We start from the raw sequence: 25,029 nt of genomic DNA on the forward strand, positions 1-25,029 counted from the left end.
TGACTAACCCATCAGTCAATGAAAATTTCTTGACGACTGACAACAAAAAACGCTCAAGGTGAGGCATGCCCGATACGAAGAAACTGACACGCGCCGAGCAGAAGGCCCGCCGGCCCGTAGAGATCCTGGATGCGGCCTTTGAAGAGTTCGTAGAGCGCGGCTATGTCGCGACGCGTGTCGAGGATATTGCGAGCAGGGTCGGGGTCACGAAGGGAACCGTCTATGTCTACTTCGAGACCAAGGAGCAGCTTTTCGAAGCGATGATCGGGCATATTTCGGAGCCGCTGGAAGGTCTGCTGGCGAGCGGGAGTGAGTTGAAAGGAACCGCCACGGAGCGGCTTCAGAAGAGGATCGAGCTGATCTACGATCTCGTGACCAGGGACCGCAGATTGCGCGAACTGATGCGGTTCATCATCGCCGAAGGTTCGCGCTTCCCCCAGATCGTCGACAGACACCACCAGGCATTCATCGATCCTCTCAACTGGCAAATGCAGTCCCTCATCGATGACGGCGTAAGGCTCGGCGAATTCCGCTCGGCGCCGGCCGCGTTTTCCGAGGCAGTCGTGGCGCCCGCCATCACCTTCCTGTTCTTCAAGCTGCTCTTCGACGAGCGGCGGCCCCTGGACAGGGATGCCTATCTGAAGGCGCATATCGATCTCGTCCTACACGGGCTGCTGGCCTGATGGGCAGGGTGTTTTGGCTTGTGGTCAATACGGTGACTGACTGATGAAAAAGCGCTTTGATGGTAGGGATGGGGATAGATTCAAGCCGTGAGTGACGGTGTGTGTCGCCCCTCATCCGACCCTTCGGGCCACCTTCTCCCCGCTGGGGAGAAGGGAAACTGCCGCACCGTCTCCGCATTCTAAAAGGCGTCCTATGCCCCGTCCCCTCGCCCCAGCGGGGAGAGGGTTAGGGTGAGGGGGGTCCGGGCGCTACGAATCAGGTGACCTGATCTCATTCCACCGGCATGAGAACCGGTGCGTCCTTCTTCTTCAGCAGCACGACGATGAATTTCGCCGGTTTGGTCTTGCTCGCATTGCGGCTGACCAGGTGAATGTCAGCAGGGCTTTCGTAAAATGTCTCTCCCGGCGACACGGTGACTTCTTCTTTGCCCTTGAGCTGCATCACGATCGAGCCCTCGATAACGTAGACGAATGCATCTGCCTCATGCTTGTGAATGGGCGTGGACCCTCCCGGCTCATACTCGACCGATATCATCAGCCCTTCCTTGCCGGGATAATCCGGAAGGTCCTTTTTCATGATCGGGGTGACGGTTGCCGCTTCGGCGGCGGCGGCCGGCAAAGCGCCGAGGCAAATCGAAGCCGACAGGCATAGCGATAACAAAGCTGAATTCATTGTCGTAATCCCTCTGTTCGTTGAATGCGGATGTGAGTTGATGCTTGGATCTATTTCGGCTGCCGGGATTTATGTCGGCCGTTGGGACTGGCGAAACCAATCCTCGAAGCCGATCGAGCCGAGTCTCGCGCCATCGCCGGGCACGAGCGAGCGATCGTCCAGTTCGGAGCCGAAATAGCGCGCATGAATGTCCGGTTCGACCGTCCTCGGATCATTGGCTGCTTTCAGATAGCGCGCGACGATCTCGTACATCGGACCGCGCTCGGGACCGGCAATCTCGATCGTGCCGTTCTGCGGTTTTGCAAGTGCTGCATCCGCCACCGCATCGGCGACGTCATCCGATGCGATCGGCTGGAAAGCCGCAGGAGAAAGACGCGCGACGGTGCCGACGGTGGCTTCGTCGGCGATGCCCTTCAGGAATTCGAAGAACTGGGTGGAATGGACGATCGTGTATGGAATAGGCGATGCCTTGATGAGTTTCTCCTGGGCGAGCTTGGCCCTGAAGTAACCGTTCTCGGGCAGTCGCTCCGTCCCGACGATCGAGAGCGCAACATGGTGCTTTACGCCGGCCTTGGCTTCGGCGGCGAGCAGATTGCGGCCTGAGGTTTCGAAGAAATCGAGGACCGCCTTGTCTTCCCACGATGGTGAGTTTGCAAGGTCGACGACGACGTCGGCCCCATCAAGCGCGTTCGCCAGGCCTTCCCCTGATATCGTGTTGACGCCGGTGCTCGGCGAGACGGCCAGCACCTCGTGGCCTTTGCTGCGCAGACGCGCCGCGGTCTTGGACCCGATGAGCCCGGTGCCGCCGATAAGAACGATTTTCATGACGAACCTCCCTGTTGACGCCCCTCCCGGGCGGATGTCTCAAGTCTGGATTGCGCAAGCCGCAATGAGCCGCGAATGGATGTGAGGCTTGGGCAAGTCGAAGTCGCGTCGTCTATCGTTGTCATTGATGAGGTCAGGCGAGACCGAGCCTGAAATCGCGATAGCGGGCACAATCCTCCTCGATGAAATTAGGCGGCCCAGCCCAAATGGCGAGAGGCGCGAAGATTGAATATCACCGTCGAATTTCGGTCGCGTCAGACTTTTGGACGCTGGCCCCCCACAAATCACAGATGGCGATGACTCTTTTCACCTCCTTGGAACGTCGTTGTTGCGACCGTCGTCGAGCGGTCGGACCCGACCCGAATGAGGACTGAGAGATGGATCTGGAAGGAAAGCGAATTGTTGTTGTCGGCGGGAGCCGCGGCTTGGGGAGGGGGCTGGCCGAAGCATTCGTGGCGCGCGCGGCCGACGTCACCGTGGTCGCCCGAAACGCTGATGCCGTGCAGGGGCCAGGCGAGCAACCGGCCGTCACCGCCATATCGGCTGATGCAACCGATATCGACGCGGCGTGGCGGATCATGGAGCAGACGCGCCCCGATCTCGTCATCATGAATGCCGGTGCGGAACCGCCGATGGAACGGATCGACCGGATTGGCTGGGAGGCCTTCACGGCCAACTGGAATGTGGACGTCAAGGCCGCGCTGCACTGGGTACAGGCGGCTTTGACCCTGCCGATGGCGCCCGGCGGGCTTGTCGTGTTGGTCTCCAGCGGAGCCGCCGTGCAGGGGTCGCCGCTGTCGGGCGGTTATGCGGGCGCCAAGCGTGCACAGTGGTTCATTGCAAAATATGCCGAGGGCCTGTCGGCGCAACTCGGCCTGGGTCTGCGCTTCCGGGTCATCGTCCCCCGGCAGATGTTTGCCGGAACCGGTGTGGGCGATACCGGCATTACGGCCTATGCCGCGGCGGCGGGCCGGACATTTGCCGAACAGGCCGCCACCTGGCCGGACATGACGCCGCGGGCTTTTGGCGATATGGTCGCCGAGCTGATCGGCAGGACTGATCTCGCCGAGGCCATGGTCTACGGCGTGCGTGGGGATACGGGAGTGACGGTCATCGAATGACGGAAGACGCGGCTCTCGAAGGCGAAGAGAAGAAAACGCGGCTCGCAGCGCTCGCCAGCGAAGCGGACACGCTTCGCCCCGAACTGCACCGCTATGCGGCGCGTCTGGTGGGGTCTGTCATCGACGGCGAGGATGTGATCCAGGACGCGTTTGCCAGGGTATTTGCGACGGCGGGCTCGATCCCGCCGGACGCGCCGCTGCGCCCCTGGCTTTTTCGCATCGTCCATAACAGAGCCATCGATGCCCTACGCCAGCGCAGCACGCGCCGGGCAGAGCCGCTCGAGACTGCCTTTGATCTCGCCGATATCAGCGCCGCCGGCCCGGAGGACGCGCTGATCCGGCAGGACACGGTGCTGATAGCGCTTAGCCATTTTGCAGAATTGCCGGTGACGCAACGCAGCGCTGTCATCCTCAAGGATGTGTTGGGAGAGTCGCTTGCGGATATCGCAGTGCTGCTGGACCTGAGTGTCGATGCCGTCAAGGCGCATCTGTCGCGCGGTCGGGCGAGATTGCGCGCCATCCCTGACATGCGGCTCGAGGTTGCGCCATCGCCCAGTCCCGAGGTCCTGAACTTTGCAGCGCTCTTCAACGCCCGGGACTGGGACGCCTTGCGTCGCATGCTGGCCGACGATGTTCGGCTTCGTCAGGCGCGGCGGCCGGAAATCTCCGGTGCCGCCGATGTCGGCCGGTTTTTTACCTATTATGCGGAATATCCGCCGGTCAGGCTCGAACCGGCCTGGCTGGAAGGCCGGGAAATATTGCTGGTATCGGCCGAACCCGCTGATAGTCCTTCCTATTTCATGCTGCTCGAATGGCGGGGGCAAAAGATAAGCCTGATCCGCGACCATCGCTATGCGACCTATGTCATTGACGGTGCTGATGTCATGCCGGCCGCATAGGCTGATTGCGGAAGTGCCGTCACCTCTCGAAAGCGCCACAGGTGTTCATTGCGCCCCTGGGGACCGCCCCTATAATCGTGGTACCGCGTGAGGAGGACTGCTGACTTGAAGCTGGTACGGGTATCGAGCCGATCTGAATGGGAGGCGTATCATCGAATTCGACGGCATGTGCTGTTCGATCTGCGCGGATTGTCCGGGTACGATGATCAACATCCCGACGACCGAAAGCCGGAGCATCTTCCGCTGATTTTTGTCGATGGAAATGGGCCTGTCGGTGCCGTCCGTCTTGATTTCACCGGGAACGGGAATGGCGTGGTTCGCATGGTTGCAATTACTGCAGATCGCCAGCGGCAAGGTCTCGGCCGAGCCATGATGATCGCCGTCGAGAGACTGGCCATGGCTCAGAATATAGTCAGGCTGGAAGCCCATGCAGCGCCCGATGCAGTGGGCTTCTACGACAAGCTTGGCTGGGAAATGGTCGATGCACATCGGCCTGATCCTCTTATGGCAAAGTTCTTGAAATGACCGCCCGGGCCGCAAGCCGTCGCTCAGTAAGGCCGGCTCTTCAAAGTCCGGGCCTCGTGCAGGATCAGGCCCAGAAACGAGCCTGATCCGGCTACCTTCGCTGGGGCAAATCACTCGCCCGCGGCAAGCCGCTCCGGCAGCGGTTTCAACGGATAGGCACTCCAGAAAAAGCTATCGGCGGCGGCCTGGTCGAATGCGAAGTTGCGAGCCTCGGCGATCTTTCCGTTCTCGATGCGGAAGGCGAGAACCCAGACCGTATCGACATTCGGGCCGGCATCGCGGTTCGACCATCCGCGGTGCATGTCGATGACCCAGTTTTCATCGGCCATCAGCGCAATCAGGTCGGCGCGAAAATTCGATCGGCCGAGTTGCTGAAAGAAAGCGGCAACCTCCGCCTTTCCTTGCTTCGTGCCGGCCAGCGGGTGATGCCCGGGAATGTGCCACTTGATGTCGTCGGCGAAAAAGCTTTCGACCTTGCTCATGTCGCCGCTGCCATAGGCGGCATAGTAATCGGTGATGACCTTCCTGTTGTCTTCGGGGCTTGCGGCCGTGGAGATATTTCCTTGAAACATGGCGGCGGCCAATACGAGGCCGGCGAGCGGGGATCTGATGAACATGCTGGTCTCCTGTTCGATCTGTCGGTTCGTGATGGCTTGCGATTGCGACGCGCGTCAGTTGCGGGTCCTGGCGCGCTCTGCGGCGCGGGCGGCCATGCCGCGGTCGCCCCTTTCATCCGTGTAGGTCATGGTGAGGCCCGAGATCTTCCAGTCGCCGTCGACCTTGGTCAGTTCGTAGCGGTAGTGCCCCGCCAGAACCCAGAGATCCTTGTCGATCCGATGAGTCGCCTGGAAATCGGCCTTGGCGGTCGCGGTCGTTCCCGTCACAGCGGTGATCGCGCTGTTGGTGACGAGGTGAAGCGTTTCGTCAAAGCCCGGCAGGAAGGCGGACCAGTCGGCAATCACCTTGTCGGCCGGCTGCTTCGTGGCGCTCCCGCCCCACAGGCTGGTATAGTCGAGCGTCACCTCATCGGCGAAGGCGCGGCGCACACGGTCCCACTGATGCCGGTCGGCTCCGGCGGCGATATCGGTGATCCTGGCCACGATTTCCGCATGGTCTTCCATGGCAGGTGAGGCAGGCTCACTTGCCGTCTCGTTGAAGTGCGCGGCGGCCGCATCGGCTGCGATCTTCACCGGTTCGGCCCCGTCATAGAAGTCGAACTGGCTGACGCCATCGAGCCAGATCTCCGACTTCTTACCGGGAACATCGGCAAAGAATGCATGTGCGCCGGCCGGGACCGCGGCATTTTCGGAGTGAACGATCAATGCCGGCTTGTCGAGCTTTGCCGCCAGCGACACGGCGTCATAGGTCAGCCAGGGTTCCCAGGTGGCGAGGTTGAACCGGTTGTCATATTCCCGGATCAGTCCGCGATTGGTCTCGGTATAATAGGGGATCTGGTACATCAGCGCGGACTGGTCCGTGCTGCTCGCGGCTGTGATCACCTGCGGGCGGCCCTGACGCTCGGCTTCCTCGGCCTTCCGGGACGTATCGATCAGCTTTGCGACGCCCTCGGCGCCACCATAGATTTCTTCGACCAACTGCCTGTTGTGAAGCCAGGGCGCCACCAGCGCAATCGATGCGAAGTTCGGATTTCCGGTCGCTGCGGCCGTCGTGTAGCCGGCCGAAGCGCAGATGCCGAGGCCGTTGATCCTGCTCGCATCGACTTCCGGCAGGCTCGCCATGAAGGCTGCTGCGGCGGCGATGTCGGAGGTCTTGGCGGCCGGGTCTTCCTTGAAGCGGACCGCACCTTCGGATTGGCCCCAGCCACGATAGTCAAAGGCCAGTGCGATAAACCCGCGCTCTGCCATTTCCCGAGCATAGCGGCCCGGCATCTGCTCCTTGATTGCCGTCCAGGCGCCGGTGACGATGACACCGGCAAGCTTCTCGCCCTCACGGTGATCGGCAGGCAGGTAAAGCGCGCCTGCAAGCGTCGCGCCCTCGTTTTCAAAAGATACCTTGCGGATCTCGATTTCAGCGCCAAGGGCCGCGGACGACATCATGCCGGCGCAGATGGTTGAAAGGGCTGTGATACGCATCTGGTCTCTCCTTGTCCTTGGTTGACGGACGGGAGTGTCGCGCTTTTCAGCCTGCTGCGCAGGCGTGAATCTTGGCAATGACTATGCGTTTCTTGCTGTCTTCAGCACTCGCTGCGAAAAGCGGCCGGCGTCGTTCCGACATGGCGGCGGAAATGCTGGCCGAACCGCGAGACGTCCTCATAGCCGCTTCTGTGAGCGACGGTGTGAATGGAGAGCCTTGTCGTCTGCAGCAGCACTTTTGCAAGCTTCATCCGTTCGCCGATCACATATTGCAGCGGCGAGGTGCCGAGCGCGTTGGTGAAGGCCCGAACGAAATGAAAGCGGCTCATGGCAGCCTCGGACGCCATGTCATCAAGCGACAGATTATCGGCAAGGTTTGCGTGGATATAGTCCAGGACCCGGCGAAGGCGGCGGTCTTCGATACTGCCGCCGCCCGGCTGCACGAGTGCAAGCACCTTGGCCAGATGCGCGGCGAATGCCAATTGCATGGTTTCGGCATAAAGCGACGTGCGTTCGCCGCTGGTGCCGGAAGCTTTCGCAAGCTGCACCAGAAGCGGATCCAGGGTGCCGACAAGCGGCCGGAATACGAGATCCCGATCGATCCCGACATCCTGCAAAAGTCCCTCCGATATCTCCACCATGAGAAAATCGAGCGGCGCGTCATATTCGCAAAAGCCGGAGGCACCAGCCGGCAAGATCCAACCTTGCCCGGCGCTCAATGGGATCAGTTCGCGCCGGTCCGAGCCGATGCTGAAGCGGTGAAAGGCCTGATCCACATGGAACAGTCCCATAGCCAGCCGCGGCAACGCAAACGCGCCGCCACCCGGCGGCATTTCATGCAGCGCAGCTGTCAGTTTCGGTTCGTGTCGTCCGTATTCCATGCCTGAAGGGTAGCGCGCAATGCGCCGAACTCAAGAAACAGAGGCGTGATGACGGATCTCGCTGATGTCACGGGGGCATCGTGAAACCTTTCGATTTGTAATCCGTTTTCGCTGGCATGACCGACGCAAAACGGAAGCCGAAATCGGTCGACGGCGCCAAGCCCGATGGTGCCGAGGAGACGCACCAGGGGAAGGCATCGACCGGTGAGGTCACGCCGCCGCCCGACGTCATCGAACCCGATCCGGACCTGACGCCCGAGGAGGCGGAGCAGGCGCGCAAGAGGTATTTGCTGAAGCGTTTCTGGATCAGCGCGCGCGGTTACTGGGGCCGCAGCGGCGACGGCTTCGCCTGGCCGTGCTCCATCGGGCTGCTGATCATGATCTGCATGAATGTCGGCTTCCAGTATGGGATCAACAGGTGGAACCGCGGCATATTCGATGCGATCGAGCGGCACGATGCCGGCACTGTCTACTATCTGAGCGCCGTCTTCCTGCCGCTCGTGGCCGGCAGTGTCGTTCTCGTGACGTCGCAGGTCTATGTCCGCATGATGATCCAGCGGCACTGGCGTCGCTGGCTGACGACCGCGCTGATTGCCCGCTGGCTGGCCAACGGCCGTTACTATCAGCTGAACCTCATCGGCGGCGATCACAAGAACCCCGAGGCGCGTATTTCAGAAGATCTGCGGATCGCGACGGAATCGCCCGTCGATTTCATCGCCGGCGTCATCTCGGCGTTTCTCTCGGCCTCGACCTTCATCGTGGTTCTCTGGACGATCGGCGGCGCCCTGACATTGCCGATCGGTGGAACGACCATCACCATTCCCGGCTTTCTCGTCGTGACAGCCGTGCTCTACGCTGCGATCACCTCGACCACGATTGCCGTCATCGGCCGGCACTTCGTCAAGGTCTCCGAGGTCAAGAACCAGGTGGAAGCCGAGTTTCGCTATACGCTCACGTATGTGCGCGAAAACGGCGAGAGCATCGCGCTTCTCGGCGGCGAGGAGGAGGAGCGCAGCGACCTCGACAAGACGTTTACCAATGTGCTGCGCCAATGGGCGCGGCTGTCCCGCCAGTATATGCGCACGACCTTCGTGTCGCATGGGTCGATGCTGGTTGCTCCCGTCGTGCCGGTGCTGCTCTGCGCGCCGAAATTCCTCGAAGGCAGCATGACGCTGGGTGAGGTGATGCAGGCGGCGTCAGCTTTCGCCATCGTCCAGACCGCCTTCGGATGGCTGGTCGACAACTACCCGCGCCTTGCCGACTGGAACGCCTGCGCGCGGCGCGTCGCCTCGCTGATGATGTCGCTCGACGGGCTGGAGCGCGCCGAACAGAGCGACGCGCTCGGACGCATCCAGCGTGGCGAAACGAAAGGCGAGGCGATGCTTGTTCTCAACGATCTCGCCGTGTCGCTCGATGACGGCACCGCCGTGGTCAAGGAAACCCGGGTGGAGATCGAAGCGGGCGAGCGGGTGCTGGTGGCCGGCGAATCCGGTTCGGGCAAGAGCACGCTGGTGCGCGCCATTTCAGGCCTCTGGCCGTGGGGTCACGGGAGCGTCGATTTCCATGCCGACAGGCGGTTGTTCATGCTGCCGCAACGGCCCTATATCCCCTCGGGCACGCTGCGCCGCGCCGTCGCCTATCCCAATGCTGCCGATGGCTGGCCGCTGGATGAGATCAAGGAGGCCCTTCAGAAGGTCGGACTCGACTATCTCAACGAGAAGCTCGAGGAAGAGGCGCCATGGGACCAGATCCTGTCGGGCGGCGAAAAGCAGCGGCTCGCCTTCGCGCGCCTGCTGCTGCACAATCCTGACATCATCGTGCTCGATGAGGCAACCTCGGCGCTGGACGAGAAGAGCCAGGACAGGATGATGGAGATGGTGATCGAGGAACTGCCTGTCGTCACCATCGTCAGTGTCGCGCACCGCGCCGAGCTCGAAGCCTTCCACAGCCGCAAGATCACGCTGGAGCGGCGCGAAGGCGGCGCAAAGCTCGTGAGCGATATCGATCTCATCCCGCGCAAGAGGAAACGGACCGTGCTTTCGCGGCTTCTGGACAGCCGGCCGAAGGGCAGCACGCATTCCAGCGAGGCTTTGACCCCTCGGAATAAGTGAGGTCCGACGCTCGCTCGGCGCTGACCGCGGATGGCGCATTTCCGCCGTCCACACATTGATGCATAGCAATGTATTGAATGTAATTATTATCAAATGCTAATAATAAAGCATTCACCGATTTGCTCTATCAATAGAGATGAACGAAAGAGGGAGGGACCTCTGTTTATCGTATCGGTATTGGATGAGGGCGAAGAGAGAAACTTCGTTGCCGTCGCTTTAAACATCAGCGGCGGCGAGATTCATATCGATGTCGGCGGCGTCGAGCACCATTTCAAACTCGTCGATCTGATCGATATTCTCTCGGTCGAACATCGTCGCGCCCATGACATCGAAGGGCGCATGCGTACCCCGGCGCTCTGCCATTGATATTGAGCATTTCCGTGGTTCGGAGATAAACGGAGTTGCTCTAGAACTCGCTCCTGATCCTGATGCCGACGGCATGGTCCTGTCTTCCGCTGCCGACGGCCGCCCGGTATTCCACGCCGACCGCCCAGTTGTTCAGCAGCGCAGCATCGAGCGAGAGCCCGAGCGTGGAATAGTCATCCCCCAATTCCTCCGCTTCGAGTTCGTACGGCAATGTGCCGATGTCGGCATATCCGAGCCGCAGCCGGCTGGAGCTCGCGAAATCATGGGTATATTCCGCCCGCACGCCTGGGGTCAGTGCTCCCCAGTCCATCAGCATGGTATAGCTCAGGCGAAGGCCGATAACGCCCGCGGCCGTATCGACCGTCTGATCGCCATAGGTCAGGCCGTAGATGCCCCCGCCGTTCTCGGTGAACCCGTCGAGCCATGACCTGGACAATTCGAACCGGCCGTATGGGGAGACAAGCCATGTCCTGTTCCGAAATTCGTAAGCCGCGGTAAGCGAGCCGAACATCTGCCGCCCATCCCTCTCTCCCGAGGCGAGATCCCCTGATGAGGCGACGTAACGGCTTGAATCGAAATCGAGCCGGCTTGCGCCTATCAGGCCGTCGAGGAACAGGTTTTCGGCCGCCTTGAAGGAGCCGTAGATCGCAGCGCTGTACGCCGCGCCACGGCTTTCCGTACCATCATCCCCGACATCGCTCTTGTCGTGGCCATATCCGATGCCGAAGCCGCCGACGAAGCGATCGGAGAAGCGGTAATCCACGCCTGCGCTCACGCCGACCGTGGTCGATCCGATGTCCACGTCGCTGTTGCCCGTATCGGCGAAATCGACGAAGCCTCCGGACCAGACCGCAAACGGACCGATATCCGGCCCTTCTATCTCCGGGGTCGAGCCGTAGCCTTGCCGGCCGGATACCGAAGGGCCGGTGAGGTCGGGGGCGCTGCCGCCCGGCCAGCCGTACTGGCGCTCGGCATTGACAACCCCACCATTGCCATTGTCGGAGCGGCGAAGCCCGAGGCGGATATCGAGCGATCGGCGCTGGCGCTCGCCCTCATCGTGCAGCTGCTCCAGGCGGCTGTTGAAGTTGCGCGTCTGATATTGGGCAAAGTGCCTGGCGGCATCCGCCTGCGCATTGAGGAGGCCGACCACATCAGGATCGTCAGTCGGATCGGGACGGCCAGCAACGGCAAATGTGATCGTTGCCGGGGCCGATGTGCCTGACGCATTCGACAGCGTATAGCCGACCGCAGCCGCGCCTGCGAATGAAGGGCTCGCCGAAAAGGTAAGCCGCATCTGCGCTGCGTCGAGAGAGACGCTTCCCGCTTCCGGGCTCGGCAGGGCGGTGAGCGCGGCTGCGGTGAAAGGCGCCCCGGTCGCGCCTGCCGTCAGGTCGACTGCGACAGTCGTGCCCGCCATCACGTTGATGGTGCGGGACGTGGCTGTCGGCCCAGCGGAGGCGGCACGCGTCACGGTGACATTGTAGGTCTTCACCGTTGCGTCCTGCGCGGTGACGACGACGGGGATCGTCGTGGCGCCCACTGCAAGGCTGACGGAACTGCTGGCGCTGCCGGAGGTGACCGGAGAACCATTGACCGTGACCGTCGCGTTCGGCTCGGAGACAACAGGTGTGAGCGCGATCGCGGTGACATTGTTGGTCACCGAGATCGAATAGGTCAGCGTATTCGCATTGAAGACCGGGCTGAGGTTGCCCTGGCTGGGCTGCAACTGCGACAGATCGGCATTGGACGAGGCGCCGGCAGTCCAGGGCGCTCCGGTCCCTGCCAGGTTGCCGTTGCCTGCGATGTTCTGAACGGAATTTGCCGGGATATCGAGACGTAGGGTGCCCAAGCCCGAAATGTTCTGGGCAAGAACCGTATAAGTGATGTTGTCAGAGGTTTGAAGGTTGGCCAGCGTGGCGCTGGCGGTTCCTGTCGTGGTCAAGACCATGTCCCCCACCGACATGCCTGTCACCGCCTCGGAAAATGCGATCTGGAACGTCACCTGCGTGGCGTTGGACGGTGGATTGCCGACGACGGCGGTCACGACAGTTGGGCTCTGCGTATTGACGAAGACGCCGGCAGTCGAAGCGACATTGTTGAGAGTGGTGTCGGTCGCTTCACCTCCGGCGTTCTCGATGGTGCCGCCGTTCAGGCTCATCGCGGCGCCGAGCGTCACGCCGTCCATATCCATGTCTCCGGATTGGAGCGCGTATCGGAACAGAAGCGAACTCGTTCCGCTTCCTGAAAGATAGCTTGCCTGCCGCGACTGGCTGCCGACGATCACTGAAACATATGGCGTGCCGCTGACGATTACGTTCTCGCTGAATTGCACGGCAAAGGTCAGACTGTCTCCGTTCCCGTAATATCCATTCGCAGGGGCTGAAACGGAGGTAACGACAGGGGCGGATTGGGCGGAAGACGTTGCCGCGCCAAGCAGCACAATCATCGTAAGGAGAATCAGGGAAAGCGGGCCGAACACGAGCTGCCGCATGAAGGCCCTGCCGGGAAATGTCCGATCATGTCGGCTATTCCCACCGTTTTCCGGCATTCCGGACAGCTGTCGAACGGAGGAGGCTGGGCGGCCGGGCAGGGGGAATGCCATGAAAAAACTCGCAATGGTTTTAAATATCGCAATAGTATGAAAGATCTCTACACGCAAAGGGCGTCCAAGGAAATGTCTTGCTGATATCAGGACCCCGTAACGAGAGGTGAAAACTTATTCGTGATGAGCGGAACCTCGCGACGAGCCTGAAGTTGTGCCTGATGACCAATGAAGCACCATGGAGGTTTTCATGCTTCAGAAGCTCATCACGGTATCCATCCTTTCCATCGGCCTCGCCACCTCTGCGATGGCGCAGTCGTCAGGCGTTGGCGGTGGTGCAGGCGGGGTAGGCGGCAGTACAGGTGGCGTGGGTGGCGCCTCCGGAGGCGGCCTGACCGGTTCCGGTTCCTCCGGCGGTATCGGGACAGGCACAGGCGCCGGCACCGGAAATACGTTGTTGCCGAACGCAAACGGCATCGACAACACCAATACCAACAGCACCGTGCCCAATCCCGATATGACGAATCCGGCGGTGCGCGGCCCGTCCGGCACCGGCAATGGGATGGGCAGGGGAACGCCTGACTGCAACGGCATGACGGGTACCGGCGCGTCGGCGGGACTTCCTGGAGCGGATTCGTCCGCACAGGTGCGCCCGAACTGCCAGTAAGAGGCTGACATAGCGCCGCTTTTCCGATCCGTCGCTTTTGGTCGGAGCCGCAGGCCTCGGCCTTTGCGGCGGATCGTTGTTGACTAATGTCAAAGACCGCACCGGGCCGGATTGTTAGCTTTGTGATATCCATTCACGGAGGCAGCCATCATGGCCATTACGACAGTTCTGAGCATCCTCAAAGGCAACAAATACGAGCAGGATCTGAAAAGTGCGACGAGCTTTTGCGCCACCTATGGGGCACATCTGACCGCGCTTGCCGTTTCCATCGGGGCGGCCCCGTCGTTCGGGGAATATAATGCGATCTCGACCGCCTGGCTGGATGAGAGGCAGCGGCAGATCGACAAGCTCGCCTCGACGGTCGCGAAAATCAAGGAGACGCTTTCAACCAGCGACCTCTCGTTCGAGGTCCAGGATCTCTATACGGAATTTGCATGGGCCGACCAGGATATCGCCCAGCGTGCGCTTTATGCCGACATCGTGCTCCTGGGGGCCGATGCGGCTGGGGATGCCGACCTCAGGAAGCGGATCTTCGATGGCGCGCTTTTCCAGGCGCCGACGCCGATCCTGATCAACCGCGGCCGACATGCAATCACCACCTCGCCAAGAGCCGTGGTGCTGGCATGGGATTCCAGCAACGAGGCAGCGCGAGCCGCCCGCCAGTCGCTCGATTTCCTGGAAGGAGCCGAAATCGTTCATGTAACCATGGTCGACCCTGTGGCCCGCATGGGCGCGAACGGCGAGGAGCCGGGCGCCGATATCGCAGCCTTCCTTGCCCGCCATGGCGTCAAGGTCCAGATCGATCGCCTTTCGAGCGAAGGCAAGAGCGCCGACGAGATCATTACCCGGCATGCGGTGGATATGGGCGCGGACCTGATCGTCATGGGGGCTTACAACCACCCGAGATGGCAGCAGAGCCTGTTCGGCGGCGTGACCCGCAGGATGATCGAGGATTGCCAGCTGCCTCTGTTCCTCGTCCACTGAGCGAGAGGACCGGCTACGAACCCCTGAGGCCGCGATCGGATGGATCGCGGTCTGCTCATTTCCCAGCTCGTTTTTAAGTCACGGGAATTCGCCTCGGCTCTGGACCCTCAACCTAAGTTAGAGTCTGCGTGATGGCCCGCAGATCGATGGTATTGGGCTCCCACCAGAGAGAGGGTGTCACCTGCACGACCCGGTCCGATGCACTCGATGACGGGGAGATGCTTGCCTGCGCATCGGCGGCTAACGCCATGCCAGAGAAAAAGCAGCCGACGGCGACAACCCCGCACCCGATGCCTTTGACAACATGTTCTCTATCCCCTCAAAGCGTCCTTGTAGATTCGGCCGTCTTTCATGATGATTTTGAAGTTCTTGTCTGGGTCGGCAAGCAGCCTGATATCGACGGTCGGATCGCCGTCAACGAGGAGCAGATCGGCATAGGCGTCAGCCTCGACCACGCCGATCTTGCCAGGATAAGGATTGCGGGGACCGGACATCGCGAGCATCTCGGCATTGCCGCCCGTAGCCATCACAAGTATTTCGTCGTTGGAATACCAGCGCGACATGGTGCCCAGGATCGCGCCTTGGTTCTTCGTCATCGACGGGTCGAAAAGGATGTCGGTACCCCACGCCGTTTTCAGCTTGTATTGTTTTGCGAGTTCGAAAGCGGTGTCTGTGCCCGCAAACATGGTGCGTTGCTTGGCGCGGTTGGGAGAACCTTCCGGATAGGGATTGGCGAACTCGTTTTCGATGAAGGCCTGGCTCGACAACCAGATGCCCTTGTCAGCCATGATCTTGGCAGTTTCCTCGTCCATCAACTGGCCGTGCTCGATGCAGCGAACGCCACCGCGGATGGCTGTCTGGATGGCGCGGGGTGTATAAGCGTGGACGGTGACGTAAGTGCCCCAGTTTTCCGCCGAATCGACGGCAGCGCGGAACTCCGCTTCGGTGTATTGACTGGCGTCAATCGGATCATAGTTCGAGGCAACGCCGCCGCCAGCGGCAAGCTTGAGCTGACTCGCTCCAAGCATGAGCTGTTCTCGAGCCCGCTTGAGGACCTGATCCACACCATCCGCTACCATGCCGCCGCCGATCGACTCACCACGAGAGAGCTGGGCGTCAATTTGAGCGGGGACCTCGTATGGCAGGCGGAAATCGCCATGGCCGCTGGTCTGCGAGATCATCGCGCCAGATGGCCAGATGCGCGGCCCGGGATTGAGGCCCGCGTCAATTGCCCGTTTAAGACCGAAGGCCGGCCCGGCAAGGTCGCGAATGCTGGTGAAGCCACGCAGCAGTGTTTTGCGAGCCTCTTCGGCCGCCGCGAGGTAAATGTACCCGACATCGGCTGTCATCAGATCAAGCATCGGCAGCGGCGCCATCATTGCATGCCAATGCGCGTCGATCAGGCCGGGCATCAATGTGCGGCCGCCGCCATCGATAACATCGGCCCCGTCGGGAGCTGCTTCTCCTTTCGGTTCGACAGCCTTGATCTTATTGCCGTCCACGACGACGCGCTGGCCTTCAATTAGCTGACCAGATGTGCCGTTGAATATTCTGACATTGGTGAACACGACAGGACGAGTGGGTGCCTCTGGAATCGCAGCCATAACAGCTTTGGGCGACAAGAGCCCCCCGGCGCCCATGGCCGCGGCCCCGGCCAGGAAAGCGCGGCGCGAGAATTTGTGCTCAACTAAGGCGTTCAGCCGCATGAATGCCGGACTATGGCAAATGCAGCTAAAGGTCCCGCTCTCAACATCGTCGGCAGGAGTGCAGGTAAACACTACTATCCCTCCCCAGTAAGATGGCCGCCTACTTTGTAATACCAGAACTGATTGCAAGCAAATACAACACCCGTACCTCCGGCTGTGGAGACGACGCAGACGAGCAGCTATGCAATGGTCATGGAATGTTGTGGCCCGCAGCGGATCAAGCAGGGCTGGTCTCGGGCATGCTTCCGCCGCTGCAAAAGTCGATCTATAAATAGAGATCTACAAATAGAAACGTCGACTTTAGAAGCTTGAAGGCTAGAAGAGAATGAGGATCGGGGGATCTTGGCTATCGCCTCTCTCTCTCTCTCTCTCTCTCTCTCTCTCTCTCTCTCTCTCTCTCTCAGCCGGTCCTAACAGTGGTTCGGAGATGTTGATGGAAAACCACGAGCCGTTTTTACGCGAGGCGATCGCGCTCTCGAAATCCGCGATGGAACGCGGCGACGAACCGTTCGGCTCGCTGCTGGTGAAGAACGGGGAAGTCATCCTGCGCGCCGAAAACAGCGTCTTCACCGGCCATGATATGACGAACCACGCCGAGCTGAACCTGATCAAACTGGCCGCACAGCACTACGACACTGCATATCTCGCCGATTGCACGCTCTACACCAGCACGGAGCCGTGCGCGATGTGCTCCGGGGCGATTTACTGGTCGGGCATCGGGCGCATGGTGTTTGCGTGCTCCGAGGCGCGGCTTGGCGAGATCGCCGGGATCGGGCTGGACGTGCCGAGCCGGGCGGTGCTGCAGACCGGCGCGCGCATCGTCACCGTTGAGGGACCGACGAACCTCGAAGAGGAAGCCGCCGCAGTCCATCAGGAATTCTGGCCGAAGCATCTGGGCAAAGCCTAAGGCTCGTTGTCTAGCGCAGCGCCCTGAGCGCATTCAGGATCACGGCCACATCGATCACTTCCTGCAGCATGGCGCCCGTGACCGGCGGCAGGAAGCCGGCGCCGGCGAAGATCATGGCGACGAGCGAGAGGCCGATGCCGGCGAGAACGCTCCGGAGAGCGATGGCGCGGGAGTGTCTTGCTATGTCGATCGCCGAAGCGATCCTGTTCAGATCGTTGCGGATCAGGACGATGTCGGCGGCCTCGGCTGCAGCCGCAAGATTGGTGGCGCCGACGGCAATGCCGACATCGGCGGCTGCGAGTGCGGGAGCATCGTTGACGCCGTCGCCGACCATCAGAACCTTTCCTCCCATGCGTTTACCGGCCAGGCGTTCCCTGGCGATGACCTCGACCTTCTCGACGGGAGAGAGCCGCGCCTCGACGGCATCCAGCGACAGGGAGCCGGCAATGGCGGCCGCGACGCTGCGCTCGTCGCCGGTCGCAAGCACGATCCGGCCGAAACCCAGTTTGCGAAGCTTGGCCACGAGGTCGACGGCATCGCCGCGCAGGCGATCCTCGAAGCCGATTTCACCTGCAATCCGGCCATCGATGAAGACCTTTGCCTGCATCCTGCCTTTCCCCTCCGTGGGGCGCGAGGGCTTGCCATCCGGCGCGAAGTAATTGTCGCCGCCGACGCTTACCCTGATACCGTCGACAAGCCCGGAAATGCCGGCGCCGGGACGCTCCGATACGTCAGTCGGGCGTGACAGCACCAGCCGACGTCTCTGGGCCTCCTTGACGATCGCCCGGCCGACGACATGTGACGATGCCTGGTCGAGCGAGGCGGCGAGGTGCAGGACTCTGTCAGGGCTTTCAGGGCCGTCGATCGAGACGACCTCGGGATCGCCAGCGGTCAGCGTGCCGGTCTTGTCGAAGACCGCGACAGAGGCGTCCGCCAGGATCTCCAGCGGACCTGCACCCTTCACCAGCACGCCCGCCTTTGCAGCCTTCGAGGTTCCGGCCGCCAGCGCCACGGGAACGGCGAGGATCAGCGGGCAGGGGGTTGCGACGACGAGAACAGCGACGATCCGCGCCATGTCGCCGGACAGGATGGCGGCGCCGGCTGCGATTGCGAGCGTCAGGAGAAGAAAGCCGATCGCGTAGCGGTCGGCCAGCCGCGCAATCCGCGCCTTGGACCGCCGGGATGCCTCGACCAGTTTGACGATGGCGGAATAGGTGCTGTCCTCGGCACGGCGTTCCACCCTGATCTCGATCGCGTCCCCGGCATTGGTGGCGCCGCTTTCGATCCGCTCGCCCCTCAATAGGCGAACCGGGAAGGCTTCGCCCGTCAGGACGGATTGATCGATCGATGCATTGTCCGATATCAGCGTGCCGTCCGCCGGGATGACATCGCCCCTGCGGATCATCAGGATATCGCCCACCGCAATGTCGGGAATGGGCACTTCCTCCAGCCCGTCTTCTAACAGGCGAAGTGCGGTTCGCGGCACCTGCGCCAAGAGGGCCGACATGCCTTCGTCGGCGCGCCGATGCGCATAGGCTTCCAGAAACTGGCCGCCGGCATACATGAGCGCGACGATCGCTCCGGCCAGATATTCGCCGAACCAGAGGGTCGAGCCCATGGCAAGGGCGGCGATCAGGTCGAGACCGAAATCGCCGTTTCTGAGCTTGGCAACGATGTCGATCAGCAGGAAGGCAAGGGCGGCACCGGTGCTTGCCGCAAGGACCAGCCGGCTTGCCTCACCGAAGTCCAGCAGGAAAAGCACGAAGGCGCCTGCCAGACCGAGCACCGCTGCCGCCGCCATGATCGTCGACCGCAGGCCGATATCGGGCACCCATGCGCGCAATTCGCCGAAACTGCCAATTCGGGGCTGAGCCTTCGGCTCGTCCAGAACGCTCATGGCTGCACGCCTCCCATTTTCCGCTTGGGCGTTTTCTGTTGGATGCGCAGGATCGATGCCTTGAATTCGTCGCCCGGCGCCCGTTATGCGCCCGGGAATGTGGCACAGTAACAGGATTTCTCCTTGATCTCACGCAAGTCGCGCCTGCCCGACAGGCATGGCGACTATGCGCCATGAGCCATGAGCGTCATTCGGCTCATCGAGAACGCTTATGGTCGCACGCCTCCGGGCTGACCTGTTTCTGGTGAACGTATACGACCATCACTTGTCTATCAGTTTTTACTGCGCTAAATAATGCAAGATTTAGTTGCATTCATTGCGCCAGATCGTAGGTCAATGGATGCTGAAGCGATACCTTCGGATGACACCATGATCTGGAACCATCGCATCACACGCATCACTGTCGGTCTGCTGCTGCTGGCAATCATCGCTGTCGTCTCATTGCCAGCGATCACCGGCTTTACGAGCCTTGATGGCACCGTCAACGCGCGGTTCGCTGTTGTTAATGCTCCTATCGACGGCACGATTGCAGATGAACCCCTCAAGGTCGGCAGCCCTGTCAGAGGGGGACAATCCCTCGCAGAAATCAGAAATACGCGCGTCAATCGCGCAATCCTCGCTTCGCTCGAGGCAGATCACAACACGGCGCTCGACCGCGTCGCGGCACTTAAAAAGGAGCGGGCGGAGCTTTCCGCGCTTCGCGAAGAATTATCTGCCAGATTGGAGGTCTACAGGCAGACTACCATTGCCAACCTCGAACGCGAAGTCGAAATCCTGCGGAAGAAAGTCGTGGTGTCGCAAGCGCAGGATCTGGTCGCGCAGGTCGACCTGAACCGTCGGATGGAGCTCGAGTCAAAAGGCATTCTTACGCAGAAACTGGTGGAGGCTGCGCGCGCTGCGGGAGTTGCGACCGGCGGCGAAGTCGAAATCAGCAATCTAACCGTCGATCAATTGCAACAAAGGCTCGATGCGGTTCGCCAGGGTATCTTTGTCTTCGGCGACGGACAGAATGATGTGCCTTATTCGCGACAACGCGAGGACGAAGTTATCGTTCGCATCAACGACCTGAACTCACGCATAGCGGAAAATGAGACACGCGCCGCCGAAGCCCAAAAGCAGCTGGTCGAAGAGGAAAATCGCGTCAGAAGCCTTGAATCCGCAACCGCAACAGCGCCGTTCGACGGCGTTGTCTGGAGCAGGAGTATCGTCAACGGTTCGAACGTCGTGCTGAACAACGAGCTGATGCGCCTCCTCGACTGTCGAGAGCTGTTTGTGGATATCCTTGTTCCAGAGATCAACTACGACGAGATCTACCCGGGACTTGTCGCGCAGGTGCGCTTGTTCGGGCGCAGTGATGTCTTCAAGGGCACGGTCATTTCTGTGAGAGGCAGCTCGGCGGCTGTCGAGATCGATTCCTTTGCAGCCAGTTTACCGCCATCGACACAGCGTAACGCTCGCATTCGGGTCCACCTCGATCCATCCTTCATGAACGAGGATTTTGCGAACTTCTGCCAAGTGGGGCGCACAGTGCAGGTACGGTTTTCCAAGCATCGCATCGACGTGTCCAACTGGGTCAAAAGCCTGTGGTTCAGTATCTTGTAGCGCTGCTTCCGACCTTTTTCGTTTTAGCCTTTTTTTTACTGGGGCCGTTCAATTGGTCGCGCCATCACACCTGGACGCGGGCGGTGACCTGCGCGTTTGTCGCAGCAGTCGCATTGCGATACATGTTCTGGCGCTTGACGGAGACAGTGCTTCCCTATCCCAACGACGGTGCGAATTTTTACTGGGTTTGGATCCTCTTCGTCGTGGAGATTCTGGCGTGCGTCGAGGTCATCCTTTTTCTGGTATTGATGAGCCGCTACGTCGACCGGAGCGCAGAAGCGGACAGGCTGGCTCGCGTTTTCTTTGCGCGAGGGCAGCGTGAACTTCCGACTGTCGATGTTTTCATTCCCACCTATAATGAGCCGCTCGACGTGCTCGAACGAACCATCATCGGCGCCCTCTCGCTGGATTATCCTTCGGACAAATTGAATGTGTATGTGCTTGACGATCAACGCCGGGATTGGCTGAAGGCCTATTGCGAAGAGAAGAACGCCATCCACGTCACGCGCGGCGACAACAAGCACGCCAAAGCGGGCAATATGAACAATGGGCTGAAGGTCAGCTCGGGTGAGTTTATCGCGGTCTTCGACGCCGATTTTGTCCCTTATCGACATTTCCTTCGCCGAACGCTGCCCTTCTTTTGCGACGACAGCATCGGCATCGTCCAGACACCTCAACATTTCTTCAATGTCGATCCGGTGCAATCGAACCTGGGCTTGGAGAATATCTGGCCGGACGAGCAGCGCTTGTTCTTCGACGAGATCGCGCCCAGCCGAGACGCCTGGGACGTCAGTTTCTGCTGCGGGTCATGCTCGATTGCCCGCCGCAAGGCCATTGACGCCATAGGAGGGTTTCCGACGGAGTCGATCACGGAAGACCTGCTGACAACTCTTTCGATGCTCAACAAAGGCTACAAGACGCGCTATCTGAACGAGCGGCTGTCGATGGGACTGGCTGCCGAAAACCTGACCGGTTATTTTGTGCAGCGCGAACGGTGGTGCCAGGGGGGTATTCAAACTCTTTACCTGTACAATGGCCCGTTGCGCGGCCCGGGATTGACGCTCTTTCAACGGATCATGTTCCTGCCGGCATCATGGCTCGTGCAGTACCTGGTCCGTTTCACGATATTACTCGTTCCCATCCTCTATCTCTGGCTCGGCCTGATCCCGCTTTATTTCACTGACATAGCCGATTATGTGGCGCACCAGGTGCCGCTGCTGGCGGCGTATTTTCTGCTTATGCTGTGGATTACCCCGACGCGCTATCTGCCTGTGGTTTCCAGTGCCGTCGGGACCTTTGCGGCATTCCGTATGTTGCCTACCGTGGTCTCCAGCCTGGTGCGACCATTTGGCAAGCCGTTCAGGGTGACGCCGAAGGGCAGCGGCAACGAGTCGAACCAGTTCGACCGCTACAGCTTCGTCTGGATCGCAAGCCTGATCGCGGCCACCGTCCTTGGTCTGCTGGTCAACATCGTACCGGAAACGTCGCATGTGCAAGGCCAGTTTTCACCGGTCGCGGCCTGGTGGTCAGGTATCAATATCGTCGTCTTGCTCATCGCGTCACTCATCTGCTTTGAGAAGCCCCGGCGCCTGTTTCATGCGTTCAAGCTCGATGAACCCGCTATAGTAGACGATGTCCGTGGCCAAATCGTAAGTTTGGCACTGGACAAGGCGGTCGTTGCAGTCCCGACCATGGCCCGATTTCAATCCAAATCCGTCGTGCTTAAACTGCCCGGCTTTGCTCCGTTCAAATCAGAGCTCAGACAGGTCACCCAACGGCGCAGGAGCATAAGTCGCAGCGGTGATAGGCAATCTTACTACCTGCATCTGTATTTCGAACTCAGTGGCTCTGCTCGCGACAGCATGATTGTGAAACTCTACACCGGTCGATATTCGCAGGACATTCCCGACATCGATAAAGTCGCGGTCTCTCTTAATCTTCTTCTGCGGTCGTTCGGACGGACGCGCACGTTGTAGTCGACCGTCAAAAAACATCCAGCCCCGCGAATGTGCTACATTGTGTAATCGCGTGCTTCTGTCGCGGGGAGGGATCGAGAATGCAGCGCAAGCTGGCTACGATCATGGTCGGGGATTTCGTCGGTTCCACCTCCGCGATGGAAACGGACGAGGAAGGAGCGATTACCCGGATCGACACCGTCCTCGAGACTGTTCGCATGATTGTCCAGCGCCATGACGGCCGTGTCTTCAGCACGGCGGGCGATGGCCTGCTCGCCGAGTTCGCCAGCCCCGTCAATGCGCTGAGGTCCGCCATCGAGGCGCGGGCGGAGATCGCTGCTCTTCCCGGATCGAGCGGCGGCGACATGCGGTTCGGCCTCCATCTTGCCGATGTCGTCGTCGTCGGCTCGGACCTGCGCGGCGACGGGGTGAATCTCGCCGCGCGCATCGAGGCGTCTGCGCCGCCTGGCGCAATCGAGGTTTCAGGCCTGCTTTACGACCAGGTCCGCCGGATCTCGCCTTGCGGATTCGAAGATCTCGGCGAACGGCGGCTGAAGGGAATTCTCGAGCCGATCCGGATTTACCGGGTCACCGAACTGGTGGACCGTCACGTCTTTCAGTTCGCCCCGACGCGATCCGCCCCCAGTGCCACCCAATCTCCCCGAACCAACTCGATCGCAGTGGCGCGGTTCGACGTGGCGCCCGGCGCCGTCGCAGATCAGTGTTTCCTGGCGGAAGGCATTACCGATGACCTGACGCTCGAACTCAGCCGCCTCAGGGGTTTGTTCGTCAGTTCGCGTTCGGCGGCAACCGCGTTGACGACGAAAGACCCGGTCGAGATCGGCCGCCTTCTCGGCGTCGGCTACGTCATCAGCGGCTCGATCCGGCAGGTGGGCGACGACCTCAGGGTCAATATCGCGCTGACCGAGACATGCGAAGGCCTCGTCATCTGGTCGGACCGCATCAAGCGTCCGTTTGGCGAATTGCTCGATGTGCTGGACGAGATCATCGCCCGTGTTGCAGCAACCGTGTCCGGACGGATCGAGCAGTCGGAACTTGCCGCCGCACGGCTGAAGCGCCCGGAGAACATGACGGCCTATGAGTATTATCTGCGCGGTCTCGACCATCACCGCCTGATTGGCGTGTCGGATATTCACATACACGAAGCCATGGCCTGGTTCGAGCGGGCAATGGCGGCCGACCCGGGTTTCGGCCGTCCCTTCGCAATGCATGTCTGCTCATGGAGCAATCTGCCGAACTTCGACATGGACAAAGCCGAACAGCAGGTGGCACATGCGCTCGCCCTCGACCCGTCCGACCCGGAAGCCCATCGCATCATGGGCGCCATCAAGATGAAATCGGGCGACTTCGTTTCGGCGCGTTACCATCACATTCGTGCCCACGAACTCGCACCGAACGACGCCTATATTCTTGGCCGCAGCGCCGCGTTCTATGTCTATGCCGGGGAGGCCGAGCATGCCCTCGACATGCTCGATCGTGCGGAGACGCTCGATCCGTTCCTGCCGGTCTGGATCACCGAAGAGCGGGTGGCGGCCCTCTACGCGCTCGGCCGTTTCGAAGACATGATGCGCGTCGCCCTGACGCTGCCCTTCCAGACCAGGCGCAAGTCGCTCTACCAGGTTGCCGCGAGCATGGCCTGCGGCGACGCCGGAAAGGCGGAATTCCTGGTTCGGCAGGCCCTTTCCCTCGATCCGAGCCTGTCGGCGGTCTACATCCGGATGCAGGAAACCTATGCGGACGAGTCCGTCACGGAAACCCTTGTTGTGCGCAATTGCGATGCAGGCCTGCCGTTGACGCCGCGCAAGGCCGCAGCCAGGAAGAAATCACTCTCGCTGAGATGATGATCGCCAGAGCGCAGATGCCATCAGGCTTTACGCATGTGGTCCATCGGGATGACGTGGCGGCTGCTTCTACGCCTTGAGTCTGGCGATCTGCGGGCCGACGATCGCGGCAAACAGGCTGGGGTCGCCGAGCGCGCGGGCGGACAGCATGGCGCCGTGGACGCAGGCCATGAGGATCTGGGCTTCCTCCTCGGGCGATCCGTTCAGGCGGAAGAGTTTCTGCTCCGCGCCGGCTTTCAGTACCGATGCCAGCCAAGAGGCCAGGTTCTCGAAATGCCGGCGCACGTGCGACGCGACAGTGTCGGGCAGCATCTGCATTTCGCAGGCGAGCATGGCGCAGACGCAGAAAGGCTCCGACGCGTCGAGAATGCAGGTCTGCCAGTAGTTCAGATAGGCCTGCAGCTGCTCGGCAGGGCCGGGGACGTGTTGGCCAAGCGAGGTCAGGCCGGCTTTGGCGCGCTGCGTGTAGCGGTCGACCAGAACCTGCACCAGTTCGGCCTTGGTGGGGAAATGGTGGTGGATGCTTGCCTTGCGGATGCCGATCGCATCGGAAATATCGGCATAGCTGAAGCCATTATAGCCTCCCGCCACGACGAGAGACTGCGCCACGTCCAGTATTCTTTCCGAGGTCGTCTGTTCCATGCTGCTGGCCTACCTGCTGGTAGGGAGGCTGTCAAGCTGGTGGGATTTGGCCCGATTTCACGAACCTGTGTTGGCGCCAATGCGAACG

The 25,029-nt window shown here is 60.8% G+C and carries 21 protein-coding genes; 11 read left to right on the top strand and 10 right to left on the bottom strand.

Going from position 1 to position 25,029, the window contains the following annotated elements; translation table 11 throughout:
• Positions 1 to 65: 65 nt before the first annotated feature.
• A complete protein-coding gene (locus FHT82_RS21235) occupies positions 66 to 683 on the top strand; it encodes a TetR/AcrR family transcriptional regulator (RefSeq protein WP_183734671.1) in 618 nt (205 codons plus the stop codon).
• 271 nt (positions 684 to 954) lie between these two features.
• Here the strand turns inward: FHT82_RS21235 and FHT82_RS21240 are convergent, their stop codons facing one another.
• Positions 955 to 1,356 (bottom strand): cupin domain-containing protein, encoded by a 402-nt coding sequence (locus FHT82_RS21240; protein WP_183734672.1) that lies wholly within the window; start codon positions 1,354 to 1,356, stop codon positions 955 to 957.
• 69 nt (positions 1,357 to 1,425) lie between these two features.
• Entirely contained in the window at positions 1,426 to 2,181 is a 756-nt protein-coding gene (locus FHT82_RS21245) for an SDR family oxidoreductase (RefSeq protein ID WP_183734673.1), read from the bottom strand.
• Between the two features lie 377 nt (positions 2,182 to 2,558).
• On the opposite strand from FHT82_RS21245, the gene FHT82_RS21250 reads away from it, so the two are divergent.
• The 3 genes from FHT82_RS21250 (at position 2,559) to FHT82_RS21260 (ending at position 4,726) form a co-directional block, all read left to right on the top strand.
• Positions 2,559 to 3,302 (top strand): SDR family NAD(P)-dependent oxidoreductase, encoded by a 744-nt coding sequence (locus tag FHT82_RS21250; protein ID WP_183734674.1) that lies wholly within the window; start codon positions 2,559 to 2,561, stop codon positions 3,300 to 3,302.
• Positions 3,299 to 4,201 carry a sigma-70 family RNA polymerase sigma factor gene (locus FHT82_RS21255; RefSeq protein ID WP_183734675.1) on the top strand — a complete coding sequence of 301 codons (903 nt, stop codon included), beginning with the start codon at positions 3,299 to 3,301 and terminating at the stop codon, positions 4,199 to 4,201. Before FHT82_RS21250 ends, FHT82_RS21255 begins: the two co-directional genes overlap by 4 nt.
• Positions 4,202 to 4,306: 105 nt before the next feature.
• Positions 4,307 to 4,726, top strand: coding sequence for a GNAT family N-acetyltransferase (locus tag FHT82_RS21260; protein ID WP_183734676.1), 420 nt, complete (start codon positions 4,307 to 4,309; stop codon positions 4,724 to 4,726).
• A gap of 110 nt (positions 4,727 to 4,836) precedes the next feature.
• On the opposite strand, the gene FHT82_RS21265 is transcribed toward FHT82_RS21260, so the two are convergent.
• The 3 genes from FHT82_RS21265 to FHT82_RS21280 all read right to left on the bottom strand — a co-directional run bounded on the left by FHT82_RS21265 (position 4,837) and on the right by FHT82_RS21280 (position 7,700).
• Positions 4,837 to 5,343, bottom strand: a complete 507-nt coding sequence (locus FHT82_RS21265) for a nuclear transport factor 2 family protein (RefSeq protein WP_183734677.1) — start codon at positions 5,341 to 5,343, stop codon at positions 4,837 to 4,839.
• A 54-nt stretch (positions 5,344 to 5,397) separates the two neighbouring features.
• Positions 5,398 to 6,819 carry a nuclear transport factor 2 family protein gene (locus FHT82_RS21275; RefSeq protein WP_246698190.1) on the bottom strand — a complete coding sequence of 474 codons (1,422 nt, stop codon included), beginning with the start codon at positions 6,817 to 6,819 and terminating at the stop codon, positions 5,398 to 5,400.
• A gap of 101 nt (positions 6,820 to 6,920) precedes the next feature.
• Positions 6,921 to 7,700, bottom strand: a complete 780-nt coding sequence (locus FHT82_RS21280; protein WP_246698191.1) for an AraC family transcriptional regulator — start codon at positions 7,698 to 7,700, stop codon at positions 6,921 to 6,923.
• A gap of 116 nt (positions 7,701 to 7,816) precedes the next feature.
• Between FHT82_RS21280 and FHT82_RS21285 the strand changes: the two genes are divergently transcribed.
• Positions 7,817 to 9,811, top strand: coding sequence for an ABC transporter ATP-binding protein/permease (locus tag FHT82_RS21285; protein WP_183734678.1), 1,995 nt, complete (start codon positions 7,817 to 7,819; stop codon positions 9,809 to 9,811).
• A 216-nt stretch (positions 9,812 to 10,027) separates the two neighbouring features.
• Here FHT82_RS21285 and FHT82_RS21290 read toward each other — a convergent pair whose 3' ends face one another.
• Together FHT82_RS21290 and FHT82_RS21295 are read right to left on the bottom strand one after the other, a co-directional pair.
• The gene (locus tag FHT82_RS21290; protein ID WP_183734679.1) at positions 10,028 to 10,174 is read right to left on the bottom strand and encodes a hypothetical protein; all 147 of its coding nucleotides are present in this window, start codon (positions 10,172 to 10,174) and stop codon (positions 10,028 to 10,030) included.
• A 43-nt stretch (positions 10,175 to 10,217) separates the two neighbouring features.
• The gene (locus tag FHT82_RS21295) at positions 10,218 to 12,668 is read right to left on the bottom strand and encodes an autotransporter domain-containing protein (RefSeq protein ID WP_183734680.1); all 2,451 of its coding nucleotides are present in this window, start codon (positions 12,666 to 12,668) and stop codon (positions 10,218 to 10,220) included.
• A gap of 301 nt (positions 12,669 to 12,969) precedes the next feature.
• Here FHT82_RS21295 and FHT82_RS21300 point away from each other — a divergent pair, with 301 nt between their 5' ends.
• Positions 12,970 to 13,386, top strand: coding sequence for a hypothetical protein (locus tag FHT82_RS21300; protein WP_183734681.1), 417 nt, complete (start codon positions 12,970 to 12,972; stop codon positions 13,384 to 13,386).
• Between the two features lie 150 nt (positions 13,387 to 13,536).
• Positions 13,537 to 14,370, top strand: coding sequence for a universal stress protein (locus FHT82_RS21305; RefSeq protein ID WP_183734682.1), 834 nt, complete (start codon positions 13,537 to 13,539; stop codon positions 14,368 to 14,370).
• Positions 14,371 to 14,681: 311 nt separating this feature from the next.
• Here the strand turns inward: FHT82_RS21305 and FHT82_RS21310 are convergent, their stop codons facing one another.
• Positions 14,682 to 16,148 (bottom strand): amidohydrolase family protein, encoded by a 1,467-nt coding sequence (locus FHT82_RS21310; RefSeq protein ID WP_348647640.1) that lies wholly within the window; start codon positions 16,146 to 16,148, stop codon positions 14,682 to 14,684.
• Positions 16,149 to 16,509: 361 nt separating this feature from the next.
• Here FHT82_RS21310 and FHT82_RS21315 point away from each other — a divergent pair, with 361 nt between their 5' ends.
• Positions 16,510 to 16,983 carry a nucleoside deaminase gene (locus FHT82_RS21315; RefSeq protein ID WP_183734683.1) on the top strand — a complete coding sequence of 158 codons (474 nt, stop codon included), beginning with the start codon at positions 16,510 to 16,512 and terminating at the stop codon, positions 16,981 to 16,983.
• Between the two features lie 10 nt (positions 16,984 to 16,993).
• Here the strand turns inward: FHT82_RS21315 and FHT82_RS21320 are convergent, their stop codons facing one another.
• Complete coding sequence (locus FHT82_RS21320) at positions 16,994 to 18,784, bottom strand: heavy metal translocating P-type ATPase (RefSeq protein WP_246698204.1); 1,791 nt, start codon at positions 18,782 to 18,784, stop codon at positions 16,994 to 16,996.
• Between the two features lie 465 nt (positions 18,785 to 19,249).
• Between FHT82_RS21320 and FHT82_RS21325 the strand changes: the two genes are divergently transcribed.
• The 3 genes from FHT82_RS21325 (at position 19,250) to FHT82_RS21335 (ending at position 24,299) form a co-directional block, all read left to right on the top strand.
• A complete protein-coding gene (locus tag FHT82_RS21325) occupies positions 19,250 to 20,482 on the top strand; it encodes an HlyD family efflux transporter periplasmic adaptor subunit (protein WP_183734685.1) in 1,233 nt (410 codons plus the stop codon).
• On the top strand, positions 20,464 to 22,458 hold the full coding sequence (locus tag FHT82_RS21330; protein WP_183734686.1) for a glycosyltransferase: 1,995 nt from the start codon (positions 20,464 to 20,466) through the stop codon (positions 22,456 to 22,458). The genes FHT82_RS21325 and FHT82_RS21330 overlap by 19 nt, the downstream gene beginning before the upstream one ends.
• 80 nt (positions 22,459 to 22,538) lie before the next feature.
• Entirely contained in the window at positions 22,539 to 24,299 is a 1,761-nt protein-coding gene (locus FHT82_RS21335) for an adenylate/guanylate cyclase domain-containing protein (RefSeq protein WP_183734687.1), read from the top strand.
• A 69-nt stretch (positions 24,300 to 24,368) separates the two neighbouring features.
• Here the strand turns inward: FHT82_RS21335 and FHT82_RS21340 are convergent, their stop codons facing one another.
• Positions 24,369 to 24,941 carry a TetR/AcrR family transcriptional regulator gene (locus tag FHT82_RS21340; RefSeq protein WP_183734688.1) on the bottom strand — a complete coding sequence of 191 codons (573 nt, stop codon included), beginning with the start codon at positions 24,939 to 24,941 and terminating at the stop codon, positions 24,369 to 24,371.
• Positions 24,942 to 25,029: the final 88 nt, after the last annotated feature.

Source organism: Rhizobium sp. BK275 (assembly GCF_014193555.1).
GTDB lineage: Bacteria > Pseudomonadota > Alphaproteobacteria > Rhizobiales > Rhizobiaceae > Rhizobium.

Bases quoted from the DNA above. Each gene is read 5' to 3' on its own strand.
- FHT82_RS21290 (WP_183734679.1), bottom strand. From the start codon at position 10,174: ATGGCAGAGCGCCGGGGTACGCATGCGCCCTTCGATGTCATGGGCGCG.
- FHT82_RS21235 (WP_183734671.1), top strand. From the start codon at position 66: ATGCCCGATACGAAGAAACTGACACGCGCCGAGCAGAAGGCCCGCCGG.
- FHT82_RS21305 (WP_183734682.1), top strand. From the start codon at position 13,537: ATGGCCATTACGACAGTTCTGAGCATCCTCAAAGGCAACAAATACGAG.
- FHT82_RS21320 (WP_246698204.1), bottom strand. From the start codon at position 18,784: ATGGCGGCGGCAGCGGTGCTCGGTCTGGCAGGCGCCTTCGTGCTTTTC.
- FHT82_RS21245 (WP_183734673.1), bottom strand. From the start codon at position 2,181: ATGAAAATCGTTCTTATCGGCGGCACCGGGCTCATCGGGTCCAAGACC.
- FHT82_RS21315 (WP_183734683.1), top strand. From the start codon at position 16,510: ATGGAAAACCACGAGCCGTTTTTACGCGAGGCGATCGCGCTCTCGAAA.
- FHT82_RS21340 (WP_183734688.1), bottom strand. From the start codon at position 24,941: ATGGAACAGACGACCTCGGAAAGAATACTGGACGTGGCGCAGTCTCTC.
- FHT82_RS21265 (WP_183734677.1), bottom strand. From the start codon at position 5,343: ATGTTCATCAGATCCCCGCTCGCCGGCCTCGTATTGGCCGCCGCCATG.
- FHT82_RS21280 (WP_246698191.1), bottom strand. From the start codon at position 7,700: ATGGAATACGGACGACACGAACCGAAACTGACAGCTGCGCTGCATGAA.
- FHT82_RS21250 (WP_183734674.1), top strand. From the start codon at position 2,559: ATGGATCTGGAAGGAAAGCGAATTGTTGTTGTCGGCGGGAGCCGCGGC.
- FHT82_RS21325 (WP_183734685.1), top strand. From the start codon at position 19,250: ATGATCTGGAACCATCGCATCACACGCATCACTGTCGGTCTGCTGCTG.
- FHT82_RS21295 (WP_183734680.1), bottom strand. From the start codon at position 12,668: ATGCGGCAGCTCGTGTTCGGCCCGCTTTCCCTGATTCTCCTTACGATG.
- FHT82_RS21255 (WP_183734675.1), top strand. From the start codon at position 3,299: ATGACGGAAGACGCGGCTCTCGAAGGCGAAGAGAAGAAAACGCGGCTC.
- FHT82_RS21300 (WP_183734681.1), top strand. From the start codon at position 12,970: ATGCTTCAGAAGCTCATCACGGTATCCATCCTTTCCATCGGCCTCGCC.
- FHT82_RS21275 (WP_246698190.1), bottom strand. From the start codon at position 6,819: ATGCGTATCACAGCCCTTTCAACCATCTGCGCCGGCATGATGTCGTCC.
- FHT82_RS21285 (WP_183734678.1), top strand. From the start codon at position 7,817: ATGACCGACGCAAAACGGAAGCCGAAATCGGTCGACGGCGCCAAGCCC.
- FHT82_RS21335 (WP_183734687.1), top strand. From the start codon at position 22,539: ATGCAGCGCAAGCTGGCTACGATCATGGTCGGGGATTTCGTCGGTTCC.
- FHT82_RS21240 (WP_183734672.1), bottom strand. From the start codon at position 1,356: ATGAATTCAGCTTTGTTATCGCTATGCCTGTCGGCTTCGATTTGCCTC.